Genomic DNA, 16,016 nt, shown 5'->3' with positions numbered 1-16,016 from the left:
CCTATTTCTTGGAAAACAAGCCAAAAATGAGCGTAGTTACCTATTTAAAAAAACAAGGGTTCACCCAAGCCTAAAATGCGCAACTCTCCTTTTAAGGCGCCAGACTTTTCAAGGGATTTTAGCTTGTTCACCGGTTCACTGCTGGGCTCATCTGAGAGGTCAAAGGTGCCGTAGTGCATGGGCACCATTTGTCTGGCGCCCAGGTCATGAAAGGCCTGTACAGCTTCCTCTGGGTTGGTGTGGCTGTCGCGCATCATAAAGTTGGGACTATACGCACCCACGCCCAGTATGGCGGTGTCAATGTTTGGGAACAGTTTCTGCACTTCCTTGAAATGCCGCTCATACCCAGAATCTGCCCCAAAGTAGAGCGTATGCGAAGGCCCCTGCAGCATGAAGCTTCCCCAGAGGCAGGTGTCTTCATCCAGCAAGCCACGCTTGTGCCAATGAAAAGCTGACAGTAAAAACACCTTAGGTGCGACGGGCAAATTAAACTGCTGGTACCAGCCTGCTTCTTGTATTTTAGTATGGGGCAGCCACTTCTGTACAACTTTGCTTAAATGGAAAGGACAGAGCAACTCAAACGCAGAATGTTTTCTCAACTGTTTCAGGCTCTTCTTGTCACAGTGGTCATAATGGCCGTGGGACAGCAGCACGTAATCTACCTTTGGCAAGTCTTTCACGTGTACGGGTAGTTCGGTCTTTCGCTTCATCATGGGTCCGCCAAAGAAGACAGGGTCTGTCATAAAGGTCACGCCAGATAACCGGATAAAGAAGGTGGCATGGCCCAGCCAGATCATGCCGTCCTGGTTTCCTTGCAAAAATTTTTTGGGGTCATGAAGGGCCGGCGTCCAGGTGTCCTGTTTTTTTTCTTGCTTCTGGGGATTAGGCTGGGTTACCCATTTGAGTACCTTCTTGAGAGAATGGTCACCGGGCCTGAACTCATTTAAGAAGCGGCCTTTGTAAAACCCGTTACCGGACCAGTTCTCTCTAATGACAGGCAGGCTAGGGTTGAGCAGGTATTGGTCTGGGGTGGGATTTTTGGACATGGGTGCGTTTTTGGTCTGTTTTGACCAAATCAGGCCAAAAACAGAAATAGTGATAGGGTGCATAAGCGTTGTGTTTCTTTAAATGAGACTAAGCCGGCATGTTCATTTTTATGCCCTTCTTAGCCTACCCTTGCGCACTGGCTATGTAGCTGGCAAATTTTAGTTTTCTTATCTGCGAGTTTCTAGTAAAAGGCATTCTAAATTCTTACATTAAAGCCATAAACTAACAGCTTTCTCAACAATTTTATTTCCCCTTAACCAAAAATTGCATGAAGAAAATCTACTTTTTGCTAATCCTCCTCTGTATACTGTGCAGGATGGAAGACTTGGCGGCCCAAGACCAGAAAGTCAGCGGACGGGTGCTCTCTGCCGCAGACGGTACGCCCGTCATAGGGGCCAGTGTAGTAGTGAAAGGCACTACCAACGGCACCAACACAGACGTTGACGGCAATTACACGCTCTCCATTCCCTCGCCTAACGCTACCTTGGTGATCTCCTTTATTGGCTACACCACGCAAGAAGTGGCCGTGAACGGTAGAACTTCTCTCAACATTTCCTTAAAAGCCGATGTGCAAGCCCTGCAAGAGGTAGTGGTCACCGCCTTTGGAAGGGAGCAGGAGAAACGGACCTTGGGGTACTCTGTGCAGGAAGTAGGCGCCGCTCAGATTGCGCAAACCCAGAACCCCAACGTGGTCAACTCTTTGCAAGGCCGCGTGGCCGGGGTGCAGGTGTTGGGCTCAGGCGGTACGCCAGGGGCTGGTTCCAGAATTCAGATTAGGGGCATCAACTCACTTTCACCAGGTGCCAACAACCAACCTTTGTTTGTAATTGACGGGATTGCCATCTCCAATGAGACCATTGCCGGTAACCAACTGCCCAGTGCCGGCTCTAATGCCGTAAACAGCGCCGAGCAGTTTGCCTTCACCAACCGCGCCGCCGACATCAACCCCGAGGACGTAGAAAGCATGACTGTTCTCAAAGGTGCTGCCGCTACAGCCTTGTATGGTTTGCGCGCCGCCAACGGAGCCATCATCATCACCACCAAAAAAGGCAGAGCCGGAGCTACTACCGTGACCTTGTCTTCTAATTTCGGGATTGACAACATCAACAAGACCCCAGAGGTACAGACCCGCTACCGCGAAGGCTTGAGCGGCCGTCTGCGTACTACCTCTACCGGGGCTCCTAACCGTTTCCAGACCTTCGGACCGCCCGTGGCCGGTGACGACGTGGTGTATGACAACTTTAAAGACTTCTTTCAGACGGGGACCCGCTTTGACAACAACGTGAGCATCTCTGGGGGCAATGAGAAGGCTACCTTTCATACCTCGCTTTCTCATTATAACCAAGAAGGCATAGTTCCTAATTCTGACTGGGCGCGCACTACCGTGAAACTGGGCGGAAACGTCAATTTCTCTGAGAAGTTTGCCGTGAACGGTACCGTGAGTTACAGCCAGTCTGGTGGTAACAAAGCAGCCTCGGGTGACAAGGGCATCATGTCGGCGCTCAACTACCACACCACCACGTTTGACGTGAACGACTACCTCAACCCAGACGGCACCATGAAGGTGTACTCACCGGGCGTCATTGACAACCCGCGGTATCTGGCAGAAAACAGCACCTTGAAAGATGACGTGAACCGCGTGATTGGGAACGTGGGCTTTAACTATGACTTTAAGCCATGGTTGCGCTTTAACTACAAAATAGGTGCTGACGTGTACAGTGACAACCGCAACCGCCTGGTGCCGGGTCCTATCTTCCAGGGCGCTCCTACGCTTGACATTGCCGCTGGTACCGGTGGATTCCTGGTAGAGGAGCGCGTAAACTACCGTGAGATTACCTCAAACGCCTTCTTGACCGCAGAGCATTCGTTCACTGAGGACATTAACGCCTCCTTAATGATTGGTAACTCTGTAGAAGGCCAGTATTCAGACATCTTGAACACCCGCGGGGAGCGTTTTACCGTGCCTTTGTTCTATCACCTGTCTAACACGGCCAACGTGTTCACCAGCAACGCCATCAGTGACCGCCGCCTCATTGGCGCTTTCTTTGACGCTAAGGTAGACTACAAAAACTACCTGTTCTTGAACGTGACCGGCCGTAATGACTGGACCTCTACCCTACCTAAAAAGAACCGTTCGTTCTTCTACCCTTCCGTGAGCACCAGCTTTGTGTTCTCAGAACCTTTGGCTTTGTCTGACAACCGCATTTTTAACTTTGGAAAGGTGCGTGCCTCTTGGGCGAAGGTAGGTAAGGACACCCAGCCGTACCGCGTAGGCACCTATTTTGGGGCGGCCAACGGCTTCCCGTTTGGCAACAGAAACGGTTTTGTGGTAAGCACTACCTTGGGTGACCCAGAGCTGAGACCAGAGAAAACCACCTCTATAGAGTTTGGGTCTGAGTTGCACTTCCTGGCAAGCCGCCTGATTATTGACGCAACGTACTACCGTTCCAACTCCAAAGACCAGATCATTCCGGTGCCTACCAGCGTGACGTCAGGTATTACCAACTACACCACCAATGCCGGAGAAATCCAGAATACAGGGGTGGAGTTATTGATTACCGGTACGCCTGTGAGAACTAGCAACTTTAACTGGGACGTAGTCCTGAACTGGTCAACCAATGAGAGCGAAGTAAAATCCATCACGCCAGCCGTGCCTGAGATTATTTTCCAGGATGACCGCATCATGAACAAACTAGTGGTGGGCGGTTCTGCCGGCGACTTGTACGGCCGCGTTTACCAACGTGACGCGCAAGGAAGATTGCTTATTGGCGCCAACGGCTTCCCTACACTAACCCCAGCCACAGCGCTGGTAAAAGTGGGTAATGCCTTACCTGACTGGCAGGGCGGCATCACCAACACCATCACCTGGAAAGGCTTGAGTTTGTCTGCTTTGCTAGAAATAAGACAAGGCGGCGATGTGTACGACGTGTCCATGCGTAACCGCATTAGAAACGGAATTGACATCAGAACCGAAAACCGCTACCAGCAAATTATCTTTAACGGCGTGAACGCCGCCGGAGAGCCAAACACCATTCCAGTGATTCTAGAGGAAGGTTTCTACCGCAACTCTGGTGGGTTCAATGACGCCGCAGACGTACTGTTGCAGGACGCATCTTGGGTACGCCTGAGAAACGCCCAATTGGCCTATACTTTGCCAACCAGCCTGACGGGTAGAACTCCTTTCAAGAGCGTTCGGTTTAGCTTAACAGGAACCAACCTATTCTTACTGACGCCATTTGAGGGCTTTGACCCAGAGACGCCTACGTACGGTTCTGGCAGCAACGCCCTGGGCTATACGGGCTATGGTATTCCGGCAGTACGCAGCTACACGTTTGGTTTGAATGTTACCTTATAATTGTTTGAACATGCTACAACTAACAAAAAAATATATACAGCTGGGTCTAGTGGCATTACTGCCACTGGCTAGCTGCGACTCTTACCTGGACGTGAACGATGATCCCAACCGCGCCAAGGCGGTGAGCTCAGACGCGTTGCTGTCGCCTATCATCGTGGCCACCGCCGAGGGTCATTACAGTCTGGCCATCTACACGTCTATGTTTGCCCAGCAACTGGCGGCGTATCCGTCTGGTTTTCAGCAGGCAGACCAGCACATTGACGTGCGCGCCAACACGGCCTTCAATACCCTTTACCTGAACAGTCTGAACAACGCAGACGTCCTGGTGAAACAAGCCGCCGCTGAGGGCTCCTCGCACTATGTGGGCATTGGCAAGGTGTTGCAGGCCTTAAACCTGGGTTTGCTTTCTGACACCTGGGGAGCCGTTCCTTTCTCGCAGGCCTTTCAGGGCCCATTGGAATTGACGCCCGCCTATGACAGTCAGGAGCAGATTTACACCACCATTCAGCGGTTGTTGGATGAAGCCTTGGTAGAGTTGCAAAAGCCTACCTCTACGGTGAGACCGGGCGGTGATGACTTGATCTACGGCGGAAAGATTTCAAGTTGGATCAAAGCAGCTAATTCCTTGAAAGCCAGATACGCCATTCATTTAGTAGAGAAGGACGGCGTAGCTGCGGCCAACAACGCGCTTACCTATTTGGCAAATGGCATCTCTTCTAACCTGGAGGACATGCAGGTGGTTTACAATGACAAGAACCTGAATCCCTGGAACCGGAACATCGCCATTGGCACAACTACTGGTAATTTTATCACGGCGCCTTCTTCTACGCTTATCAACCTAATGAACGGCATCACCTACCCTGGCTTGGTAGACCCTCGTTTGCCCTTCCTGGCGGACAAGGGAACGTCCACGGCCAACTATGCGGGTCTTAGAAACGGCTTAGGCACCGGCGGCAATACCAACATCACGGCCAACACCTGGTATGCCAAGCCCAACTCACCGCTTTTGATGGTCACTTTCAGTGAGATGAAGTTCATTGAAGCAGAGGCTCGTTTTATCGCCAACGGCGGCACCAGAACATCGGTGGGTAGCACGCCCGAAGCCTACGCCGCCTACCTGGCCGGCATCAACGCGCACATGGACAAACTAGGCGTAGCCAACAAAAGCGAATACCTTAACAACCCACAGGTGGCCGTTGGCGCTGAGAACCTTACCCTTTCACTTATCATGAAGGAGAAGCTCATTGCGCTTTACTTAAACCCAGAAGCTTGGGTAGACGTGCGCCGCTATGATTATGCGTCGGCTATTTACCCGGGCATGGCCTTACCAGCCAACCACAACCCTGCCTTAAACGGTCAGTTCATCAGGAGAGTGTTGTACCCAGAGTCTGAAGGGGCCAGAAACGCAGAAGAAGTTGCCAAAGTCACCAAAGGCCTAGCAGAGAAAATGTTCTGGGATTTATAATCACTTTAAAAAGAAAATCACATGAAAAAGATAGCATTTTACGCTTGTCTGTTGGGCTTCGGGAGCTTCTCTTTGACGGCCTGTTATGATGAGCCAGATTTCATAAAAGACAACACCACGGCCACCGGCGTAGGCAGTGCCCCCGTGAGCGCCAATGAGTTGAAAGACCTGGCCACCAACACCAACATCTCTACGGCTAACAACGCCAACACTACGCAGTACATGGCCGGCACCGAGCTGCGCTATGAGTTACAGTTCTTCTCTGAATCACCCGTGAAGGAAATCAACGTGTACGAGACCGTAGGCGCCGGCACCCGCACCAAGGTAAAAACCTACCCGTACCAACCTGCCTTCTCTAAAACAGACCGCACCGATACGCTGGTGGTAAGCTATACCGTTCCGCAGGCACCTGTGGGCACCAATGTAAAAATTGAGACCGAGGTCCTGAACCAGAACAACCTGAACGTGCTTAGGACAATCTGGATTAGAATTAAGCAGTAACCTTACTTATTTTCATAAAACAGAAGCGGCTCCCAAATGGGAGCCGCTTCTGTTTTATGGTAGCCTTTACTAGGTTTAATTCTCCTGGGAAGCCAATAGCAATTCAACCTCTGCTTTCAGTTTCTTATAATTAATAGCATCAGCTTGCTCTTGTGTTATGACCAACTCCTTGCCATCTGCAGTAGGATATGTTCCAGGGGCGCTGGCTCCCTGAGAGTAGCCCACAATCTGCTGGCTTCTGGTCACTAAGTAATTGGTAGGAAAGCCAAGGATATGTTGAAAGCCCGAGATGGAAATGGAATAAATATTCTCAGTTTCCTTTAGGGAAGGTACCACCGCTACCGGCGCAGTATACCTTTTACTCAACCTTGATAATTCTTTACCTAAGGTATCTGCAAACAACACCATAAAGGTCACTTTGTCTCCGTATTCACGAGCAATCCGGTTGAGGGCAGGTATCTCAGCTACACAGGGACCGCAATACGTAGCCGAAGCAAGAATAAACAGAGGTTTCGCTAATGCCTTGGTGTCTATAATTTTACCTTCTAGTGTTTTAAAGGAATGGTTGCCTAGATAAGAGCCTATGATAGCCAGCTTTACTGAATCTCTGTAGATTTCACCTAATTCCCCTTTGCCATCCTCATAAGCCTTATTCACTTTTTCTTGATAGTTGACAATCTGCTTTTCAGCGTCAGAGAAAAGTTTTTTCTGTGAATAATTTTGTCCGGCTGCCGCCAAGGAAAGCATCAGAAAGGCACTCAATCCAAAAATTCTTTTCATGAAGATAAATCCGTTTATTCCTAAACGGTATATAATGTTTTATCTATATATCCTTAAAAGCTGTACTCCGTTTTTGGCCTGGTTTCCGGAAAATAGGCCAAAAATGAGCTGCCTATTTAAAGAACAGATAGGCTAACGCGATGGCCGCAATTACCCCGGCTAAGTCAGCGAGCAGGCCACACACCAGCGCGTACCTGGTTTTCTTGATGCCCACAGACCCGAAGTACACGGCCAGAATATAGAACGTAGTCTCCGTAGAACCTTGGATGGTAGAGGCAACGCGGGCCACAAAAGAATCGGCGCCGTAGGTTTGCATGGCTTCTACCATGAGGCCGCGGGCCCCGCTTCCGCTCAAAGGCTTCATGAAGGCCACTGGTAAGGCCGGCACAAAGTCAGTGTTCATTCCCGTCAAGGCCAGCAGATAGCCAATGCCGCCCACCAGATAATCCAAGGCCCCAGACGCTCTGAATACGCCCACCGCTACCAAGATGGCAATGAGGTAGGGAATGATGGTAATGGCCACAGAGAAGCCTTCCTTCGCTCCTTCAATAAACGCCTCGTACACGTTTACTTTGCGCACTAAGGCCAAAGCTATAAACGAAACAATGATGGTAAACAGAATCACATTGCTGGCCACCGAAGAGATAACCCCAATCTGCTCCTGCGAGATGGTGGAGAAGTAATAAATCAACCCGCCAATCAACAAAATCAAAGTGCCCAGATAGGCCATGATCACCTTGTCAAGCAGGTTGATGCGCTGGTACAAAGCCGTAATGGTAAGCCCGGTTAAGGTTGAAAAGAAGGTGGCCAATAGAATGGGGATGAAGATGTCTGAGGGATCTGCCGCGCCCATCTGCGCCCTGAACACCATAATGCTGATGGGTATGATGGTCAAGCCCGAAGCATTCAGTACCAGGAACATGATCTGCGCATTGGAGGCGGTGTCCTTGTCTACGTTCAGTTCCTGCATCTCTTTCATGGCCTTGAGGCCCAGCGGCGTGGCGGCATTGTCCAGGCCCAGCATATTGGCAGAGAAGTTCATCAAGATAGAACCGAACACTGGGTGGTTTTTAGGAATCTCGGGGAACAAGCGGTTAAAAAAAGGGCCTACCGCTTTGGCGAAGATGGCAATGATGCCGCCCCGCTCCCCTACCTTCATCAATCCTAGCCACAGCGTCATGACCCCGGTCAATCCCAGAGAGATCTCAAAGCCGGTCTTGGCGTTGTCAAAGGTGCTGGTCACCAGCTTCTGGAAAATCTCTACATCCTGGAAAACGATGAGCTTGAACAGGGCAATGCAGAAGGCGATGATGAAGAACGCCGCCCACAGATAATTTAAAACCATGAGAAAAGGAGTAGCTACAGAAAGATTAAGGCGGTAAGATACAAACCCGGCACGAATAAAATGAATGAGTGAATGAGTGAATGTTTGGTTAAGTGGAAGATCAACTCTCAATAATCAGCACTCAACAATTCACCCTCTTCCGTTTTTGGCCTCTTTTCCAGAAAAGAGGCCAAAAACGGCTATTTACAAAACCAATCCATGGAAGCGTCTGGGTCTTTCGCCCTGCAGGTCATAGACAAAGCCGTTGACAATGGCGTACCGCACGGTGCCGTCCTGCTGGCGCAAGACAAAATTGGCCATTCTATCCAAGCCCAGGTTGTGAGAGACTTTGCCGCTCACGTGCACCACGTTCAAAGGCAGTTGCTCTACGGGGTTTATGTTCTGCGGAATGGTTGCCATGCGTACAGTGGTGTAACCTTCAGAGAGCAGTTGCATGAGCCGCTCATGGGTTAGGTCTGCCAGGTCTTGGATGGGTGTCTCCAGCACTTTGCCCGGCACCAGGTTCAGGCCCTTGCCGTCAACTTCCTGGTACCCGTAAAACACGCTCATGTCGCCAATCTCTTCTACCGTGCTTTTGTGATAGAACCTTTGCGGTATGCTGGCGCCTATCTCGTCTTGGAGTACGCCCACGTCTACTATGCAATCCTTTCCGTTTTCTTTGTAACGCACATTGCGCACCACCACGTCAAAGAGGTTGCGCTGGTTTACTGGAATTTTAAAATACTGAGCACGGTCAAACTTGGCATAGCTCTTATCCCCAATCATGTGGAGCGCCGTTAAAATGGTGGCGAAGTTCAATTGCCTGATGTACTGCTTTTCTGGGTCGCCTTTCATGCCGCCAGACTCAATCAAAATCAGGCTGGTGCCCCACTTCTGGATATTGTCACCGAAGGCGCGTGGCTCATGCTCATCAGAGTACTTGGCCACCTGCCCCGGTATGAACTGCTGGACCGCTTCGTTTAAACCCACAATGGCCCGCATGGCTCGTTCCCGCACCGGGTTAATGCTCTGCTTGTAATCATAGGCAGGCGCCAGAAAAGAGATGGTGGCAGGTTTCTCGGTGTCGCCCACGGTATACAGACGGCTCTGGTCATGCAGGTTAAACCCAAAAGAGGGCTTTATCTCATCTCTTAAACTTTTAAGCAGCCGCGCCTCAGGACTTTGCAACCGCAAAGCGTCACGGTTCAGGTCAATGTCCAGGGCGTTTCTGCGCTTATATACCTCTGCCCCGTCTGGGTTGAGCATGGGCAAAAAATATAAGGTATTCTCTTCCAGAATAGACTTTCTTATTGGATCAAGCTCATCAGACGCCTGTAGAAAATTAAAGATGTCTAGCAAGGCCATGGTAGCGGTGGGCTCATCACCGTGCATCTGTGACCAAAGCATGATTTTGTTGGGGCCGGTCCCCGCCTTGACCAGATACAAGTCGCGCTGTTCCACAGACTTGCCCACTACCTTCACTTGAAAAAGAGAATTCTGTTTGAGCTGCTCTAAAAGGGGCACTATGTCTTTATGCTGAAAGCGCCGTTCTTGGATGCTGCGTTCTTGGTAGCCATTGTATTCTTCAAAAAGCGTTCTGGCAAGTTGCACATGGTTAGTGGAAGTTTGACATTGTGCTTGTATCAGAGTCATGAATGTAAATATGAGAATGAGGACTTTTCGCATAACCACAGGCTAAATGAGTGGTGGTAGAACCTACCTTTTCAGGAATACATAAACGGCATCCTTCTAAGTAGGTTGAATGTAGGAAGGATTCTGCTGTTTTAAAAGTCCTTCTGCCTATGACATGTCCGCATCCCGTTTTTGGCCTATTTTCTATAAAACAAGCCAAAAACGGGACGATACTATTGATTTATTTATAGGGAGATTTTAAGGCGTGGATCTGGACTGGCGTATTGAGACGTGAAGTCACCGGCCAGGTATTTATAGTGCGCGGCCATGGCAATCATGGCGGCATTGTCTGTGCAGTACTCAAAGGCCGGCAGGTACACATTCCAACCATAGCGCTGGGCGTAGTCCTGCAAGGTCTGGCGCAAGCCTGAGTTTGCTGATACGCCGCCGGCAATGGCAATCTCCTTCACGCCCAGATCCTTGGCGGCCAAGACCAGCTTCTTTAAAAGCGTCATGATCAAAGCCTTCTGGATGCTGGCACAAATATCAGCTAAGTTGTTCTGCACAAAGTCTGGGTCTGCAGCCGCGTTTTTCTTGACAAAATTGAGGATGGACGTTTTAATGCCGCTAAAGGAGTAGTCATAGCCGTCCATGTTCACAATAGGGAACGTAAAGCGGTCTGGGTTGCCGGTGCTGGCCAGCTTGTCTAGCATGGGTCCGCCTGGGTAAGGCAAGCCCAGAAGCTTGGCAGACTTGTCGAAGGCCTCGCCCACGGCGTCATCAGTGGTCTGGCCCAAAACTTCCATGTCCAGGTGGCTACGCACCAATACAATCTGCGTGTGACCACCGCTCACGGTCAGGCACAGGAAAGGGAAGTTAGGCTGAGGATCATCAATGAAATGGGCCAGGATGTGCGCCTGCATGTGATTCACCTCAATTAAAGGCAGGTTTAAGCCCAGCGCGAACGACTTGGCAAACGAGCAGCCCACCAATAAAGCGCCTAAAAGGCCAGGACCACGCGTAAAGGCCACCGCATCCAAAGCAGATTTTTCTATATTTGCCTTTTGCAGTGCCTGGGCCACCACCGGGATGATGTTCTGTTGATGTGCCCTGGAAGCCAACTCTGGAACTACCCCGCCGTATTGCTCATGGATTGCCTGAGTGGCCACAATGTTAGAGAGCACCTGGCCGTTCCGTATAACAGAAGCCGAGGTTTCATCACAAGACGATTCAATCGCTAATATCGTAGGGTTCATATTTCGTTGGAAACGCAAGACCAAGAGACGCAGAAGAATAAAAATTACCCGCAAGTTATAGCAAAAGCCCTTCTTAAAATAATTCTGGGCCTGTTTATCTTGGTGTTGGTATTGGTGGGCGGGCTCATGCTGGCCCTGCGTTTTCCGAGCGTCCAAACCAAAGTAGCCCAGAAGGCCGCCTCCATCCTGTCAGAAACCATTCACCATGAAGTGACGGTGGGCAGCGTAGACCTGGAGTTCTTCAACAAGCTCATTTTAAGCGATGTGCGGGTGTTGGACCGCCAAAAAAAGACGCTCTTCTACGTGGGTACCCTGGACGCGGACATCAGCATGTTCAGCATCTTGAATCCCCAGCGCCGCGAAATCAGGTTATGGCCCAGCCAGAAAAAGCTGGTGCTCTTCAAGGATGCCCAACCCAACCGGCTGTACATCTCCTCGCTCACGCTTACCAACCCAGAGGCCAACCTCATCCAGTACAAGGGCAGTGACTCTTTGAACATGAGCACCTTTATCCGGTCCTTGAGCAATCTCATCAAGACAGACACGGCTAAAAAATCTGCGCCCTTTGACTTCAAGATTGACCAGATTGTGTTAAAGAACGGCCTGTTCACGTACCATGACTACAACTTACCGCGCCAGGAGTACGGATTGGATTACAAGCACATGGACCTGGAGAACATCAACGGCACGTTCTCAGACATCCAGCTTAAAGGCGATACCATCCAAACCCTAGTCACCAGCCTTACTACTAAAGACAGACGCTCTGGTACCTATCTAAAAGACCTGGATACGCGCATGACCTATGCCCCCAAGTTCTGGGAGTGGGACAAGCTGAATCTGCGCGTAAACGGTAGCCATTTGGCCAAGTACGTGCGGTTTGATTACGAGCGCTTCGGGAATTTCACGTCCTTTAATGACAGCGTAAAGGTGACGGCCAACTTTGACAGCACCTATGTGACCACAGATGACATTGGACTCTTTGCGCCCGTGCTAAAGGACTGGGATGAGAAAGTATTGCTGTCTGGTCAGGTGAAAGGCTACGTAAAGCAGTTTCAGGCCAAAAACGTAGACATACGCTACGGGCAGAACACGCGGATTAGAGGAGACATCAGCGCAGACGGCTTACCCGACTTTAAGAACGCGTTTGTGGACCTGCATCTGCAACCCAGTTCCATCAACGCCCGCGACCTGCGCCGCTACATCCCTAAAAAGCCCTATGACATTGCCGCTAGAGCGGGTACCATCAAACTGGCCGGCGAGTTTACCGGGTTCTACAATGACTTTGTAGCCAACGGAAACTTCAACACCGCGCTGGGCAAGTTTGTCACAGACATTAACCTCAAGTTCAACAAGAACGATGCAGAGAACGCCTCTTACCGCGGGTATTTGCAGACGGGAGGCTTTGACGTGGGCGGCTTGATTGGGGACCGAAGCGTCATTAAAACCGTGGCCATGAACGGGCGCGTGCAAGGAAGCGGCTTTACCTTAGAAACGGCTAGGCTGCAGCTGGATGCCACCATCCGGTCCATTAACATCAACAACTACAATTACCAAAACATAGTAGTGGACGGTGCCTTGCGCAAGCAGTTGTTTGAAGGTGACTTCACCATCAAAGACCCCAACCTGTCCGTGTCGGCTACGGGAACCATCAATTTGCAGAACAACCAGCAAATCTTTGACCTGGACAGCCACATTGCCAGAATTGACCTGCGCGCCCTGGGCCTTACCAACCAGAACGTGGTCTTGACCACAGACGCCGACGTGAATTTTAACGGCCTTAAGCTGGATGAATTTAGCGGGTCTGCCGTCTTCAGGAATTCTATTTTACAGTACAGCGGCAAGCAGGTGAAAGTGGATTCCGTAGCCATTGTGTCGCATTTTCATGATGGCATCCGGGAGTTGCACATTGACTCTGAGGTCATGAACCTGACGGCCGGCGGCAACTACCAGTACTCCACCCTTTTTCAGGATCTGAAGACCCTGTACCGTGAATATGAACTCAACTTCAGGAACAACCCGGTAGAACTTGCCAACTACTACCGCCAGAAAAGAGCCGTTCCGCCCAAAGAATACGCCATTGATCTGAAAGTACAGCTGCGGGACATCAATCCAGTGTTGCACGCGTTTGCACCTAACATCTCACTCTCAGACTTTGCTAAAGTAGAAGGCTCCTTCCGGAACGGGGCTACCGCTATTCTTTCTTTGGTGGGCCAGGTGGACACGGTGCTGGTAGGCAAAAACGCCTTTTATCAGAATGATGTGGAATTCACGTCTTCTAAGCTCTGGAACAGCCCAGACGTGTTGGCCAATGCCGTGGTCACCTCAGAACGCCAGAACCTGCAAGGCGCCGGAGACACAGACAACCTGTACGTAGAGGCCGTTTGGAATGAGCGACGCATCAATTTCTCCAGTAACATTGCGCAGACCGGCACAACCAACAGAGCCAACATCAGCGGGGACGTAGCCTTTGAGCGGAATGACGTAAAAATGGTCTTTAACCGGTCTAACATTAACATCCTCAACAAGGAATGGACCATCTCTCCTAACAACACTATTGTCTTTAACAGAAACGGCATTAGGTTTGACAACGTGACGCTGTCTTATGGTCCGCAGAGCGTGAACCTGTTTGGGATCATTTCCAGGAACCCGCAGGATTTGTTAAACATCAAGATTGCCAATTTTAGGTTAGAGAACCTGAACCCCTTGCTCACCACCCAGTTGGACGGGCGCCTGAACGGGGATTTCACGTTGCAGGACATTTACAATCAGCCGGGCTTGTCTTCTGTAGTGCAGGTAGATTCTTTCATGATGGACAAGATCTACATTGGCAACATTGACGGCCAGGCCAATTGGGACAACCGCCGCAACCTGCTAGAAGTGAACGCGGGCATTAGCAGAGACGCCCAGAAGGTTCTCAACGTGACCGGTACCTACACGCCCAGCGCCGCCGCCAACCAGCTAGATCTTTTGGCGGTGATGGATGACGCACAGCTAAAACTGGTGGAGCCCTTGCTGAAAACCATCATGTCAGACCTGGGCGGCACCATGGACGGACGGGTCAGAATCATGGGCAAACTAAACGCGCCCATCCTTAAAGGATCTGTCTTGGTTTCGGAGGGTTCCTTCATGTTCAACTACCTCAAAACCCGCTACACGTTTGCAGACAGAGTGTATTTTAGTGAGGATGACATCTCCTTCAGGAACATTCGTCTGAGAGACATCTACAACAACACGGCCATCTTGAATGGGGGCATTTTCCATGACGGATTCCAGAACATGGTCCTGGATCTGAAGGCGCGCTTTACCAGGTTTATGGTCTTGAACACCACCAAGGCAGACAACCCCATGTATTACGGTACGGCTTTCGCGACGGGTACAGCCTCTGCGTTTGGAGCACCTAGCAATTTAACGGTTGACATTACCGCCAGAAGCGAGGACAACACCAACATCTCCATTCCTCTGGACAATCAAGCTGCCTTACAAAAGCAGAATTTTATCACGTTTGTGAACCGCAACGTCACGGACAGCACGGCCAATGCCATACCATTAGTGCAGAAGAAAGTAGACCTGTCTGGCATACGCCTCAACTTTGACTTTGACATCACGGAGAATGCCTACCTGGAACTCATCTTTGACGAACGCACCGGTGACATCATAAGGGGACGAGGCAAAGGCAACATTAAAATGACCATTGACACCCGCGGCGAGTTTGCCATGTTTGGGTCTTATGAGATTGTGCAGGGACGCTACAACTTTACCATGCTGGGTCTGGTGAACAAAGAATTTAACGTACGCCCCGGTGGCACCGTCACCTGGAACGGAGACCCGCTGGAAGGAATCTTGGACATCACGGCCACCTACACCCAGCGCGTGTCATTACAACCCATCTTGGGCCAGGAAGCTCAACAGACCGTCCGCTACCCGGTTACCGCCGTAATGGACCTGGATGGCCCTCTCACTACGCCCCAGGTACGCTTAAACCTTGAATTTAATAACCTACCCGGCACGCTGGAAACTTTACTTTCTGGGTATCTGAGTGACATCAGGAATGATGAGCAGGAACTCAACCGTCAGGTGTTCTCTTTGCTGGCCTTCAAGCGCTTATCGGCTAAAGATGAATTTCAGATTGGGACGGCAGATATTGGCTCCTCTGTGGGCGAACTGTTCTCAAACCAGTTAAGCTACTGGCTGTCTCAGATTGACACCAACCTGGAAGTAGACATTGGGGTAAGCGGGTCACAGAACCAAGTACTGGATGACGTGCAGTTGCGTCTAAGCTACACCTTGCTGGAGGGCCGCCTTAAGATCACCCGCGAAGGCAATTTTAATAACAACAACGCCAACAGACCTGGCGGCAATAGAAGCACGGCCACCGGTGACTGGTCCCTGGAATACTACCTGAGTAAGAACGGCCAGTTGCGCCTGCGCGCTACCTATGAAACCACGCCGCGCGACTTTGAGGCCGTTTCGGCCACCAGCCGCCAAACAGTCAGCGTTTTGCACCAAGCCAACTTTGACCGGTTTGGCGAATTGTTCAGGCGTAAGCGGCTGAGCCGCCGCGCCCAACGCGCCCAGCAGCGCGAAACGCCCGTCATCACAGATGATGATATCACGCCAAGGCCCATTGTTCCGCCGCCGGTCAAGCAATAGTCGTTT

Annotated in this window: 9 protein-coding genes; 4 read left to right on the top strand and 5 right to left on the bottom strand. The window is 50.7% G+C overall.

The genetic code is table 11. From position 1 onward, the window contains the following. Positions 1-44: 44 nt before the first annotated feature. Positions 45-1,046 (bottom strand): MBL fold metallo-hydrolase, encoded by a 1,002-nt coding sequence (locus ABD880_RS01885; RefSeq protein WP_345161754.1) that lies wholly within the window; start codon positions 1,044-1,046, stop codon positions 45-47. Between the two features lie 317 nt (positions 1,047-1,363). Between ABD880_RS01885 and ABD880_RS01880 the strand changes: the two genes are divergently transcribed. Genes ABD880_RS01880 through ABD880_RS01870 form a run of 3 tightly spaced genes read left to right on the top strand, consistent with a single transcriptional unit; the run spans position 1,364 to position 6,368 of the window. Further along, the gene (locus ABD880_RS01880; RefSeq protein WP_345161752.1) at positions 1,364-4,402 is read left to right on the top strand and encodes a SusC/RagA family TonB-linked outer membrane protein; all 3,039 of its coding nucleotides are present in this window, start codon (positions 1,364-1,366) and stop codon (positions 4,400-4,402) included. Between the two features lie 49 nt (positions 4,403-4,451). Beyond that, complete coding sequence (locus ABD880_RS01875) at positions 4,452-5,867, top strand: SusD/RagB family nutrient-binding outer membrane lipoprotein (RefSeq protein WP_345161750.1); 1,416 nt, start codon at positions 4,452-4,454, stop codon at positions 5,865-5,867. Positions 5,868-5,888: 21 nt separating this feature from the next. Further along, positions 5,889-6,368 (top strand): hypothetical protein, encoded by a 480-nt coding sequence (locus tag ABD880_RS01870; protein ID WP_345161748.1) that lies wholly within the window; start codon positions 5,889-5,891, stop codon positions 6,366-6,368. Between the two features lie 75 nt (positions 6,369-6,443). Here the strand turns inward: ABD880_RS01870 and ABD880_RS01865 are convergent, their stop codons facing one another. The 4 genes from ABD880_RS01865 to tsaD all read right to left on the bottom strand — a co-directional run bounded on the left by ABD880_RS01865 (position 6,444) and on the right by tsaD (position 11,360). Next, positions 6,444-7,148 (bottom strand): TlpA family protein disulfide reductase, encoded by a 705-nt coding sequence (locus ABD880_RS01865; RefSeq protein WP_345161746.1) that lies wholly within the window; start codon positions 7,146-7,148, stop codon positions 6,444-6,446. Between the two features lie 112 nt (positions 7,149-7,260). Further along, the gene (locus tag ABD880_RS01860) at positions 7,261-8,493 is read right to left on the bottom strand and encodes a nucleoside recognition domain-containing protein (RefSeq protein WP_345161744.1); all 1,233 of its coding nucleotides are present in this window, start codon (positions 8,491-8,493) and stop codon (positions 7,261-7,263) included. Positions 8,494-8,676: 183 nt separating this feature from the next. Next, a complete protein-coding gene (locus ABD880_RS01855; RefSeq protein ID WP_345161742.1) occupies positions 8,677-10,083 on the bottom strand; it encodes a M14 family metallopeptidase in 1,407 nt (468 codons plus the stop codon). A gap of 266 nt (positions 10,084-10,349) precedes the next feature. Continuing rightward, positions 10,350-11,360 carry a tRNA (adenosine(37)-N6)-threonylcarbamoyltransferase complex transferase subunit TsaD gene (tsaD, locus tag ABD880_RS01850; protein ID WP_345161740.1) on the bottom strand — a complete coding sequence of 337 codons (1,011 nt, stop codon included), beginning with the start codon at positions 11,358-11,360 and terminating at the stop codon, positions 10,350-10,352. Between the two features lie 6 nt (positions 11,361-11,366). Between tsaD and ABD880_RS01845 the strand changes: the two genes are divergently transcribed. Then, entirely contained in the window at positions 11,367-16,010 is a 4,644-nt protein-coding gene (locus ABD880_RS01845; protein WP_345161738.1) for a translocation/assembly module TamB domain-containing protein, read from the top strand. Positions 16,011-16,016: the final 6 nt, after the last annotated feature.

This window comes from Nibribacter koreensis (assembly GCF_039541795.1).
Lineage (GTDB): Bacteria > Bacteroidota > Bacteroidia > Cytophagales > Hymenobacteraceae > Nibribacter > Nibribacter koreensis.
This window is presented reverse-complemented; position numbering and strand designations above follow the sequence as displayed.

What these genes read in the sequence shown, in the direction of transcription:
- ABD880_RS01885 (WP_345161754.1), bottom strand. Translation starts at nt 1,046, where the DNA reads ATGTCCAAAAATCCCACCCCAGACCAATACCTGCTCAACCCTAGCCTG.
- ABD880_RS01880 (WP_345161752.1), top strand. Translation starts at nt 1,364, where the DNA reads ATGGAAGACTTGGCGGCCCAAGACCAGAAAGTCAGCGGACGGGTGCTC.
- ABD880_RS01870 (WP_345161748.1), top strand. Translation starts at nt 5,889, where the DNA reads ATGAAAAAGATAGCATTTTACGCTTGTCTGTTGGGCTTCGGGAGCTTC.
- ABD880_RS01865 (WP_345161746.1), bottom strand. Translation starts at nt 7,148, where the DNA reads ATGAAAAGAATTTTTGGATTGAGTGCCTTTCTGATGCTTTCCTTGGCG.
- ABD880_RS01860 (WP_345161744.1), bottom strand. Translation starts at nt 8,493, where the DNA reads ATGGTTTTAAATTATCTGTGGGCGGCGTTCTTCATCATCGCCTTCTGC.
- tsaD (WP_345161740.1), bottom strand. Translation starts at nt 11,360, where the DNA reads ATGAACCCTACGATATTAGCGATTGAATCGTCTTGTGATGAAACCTCG.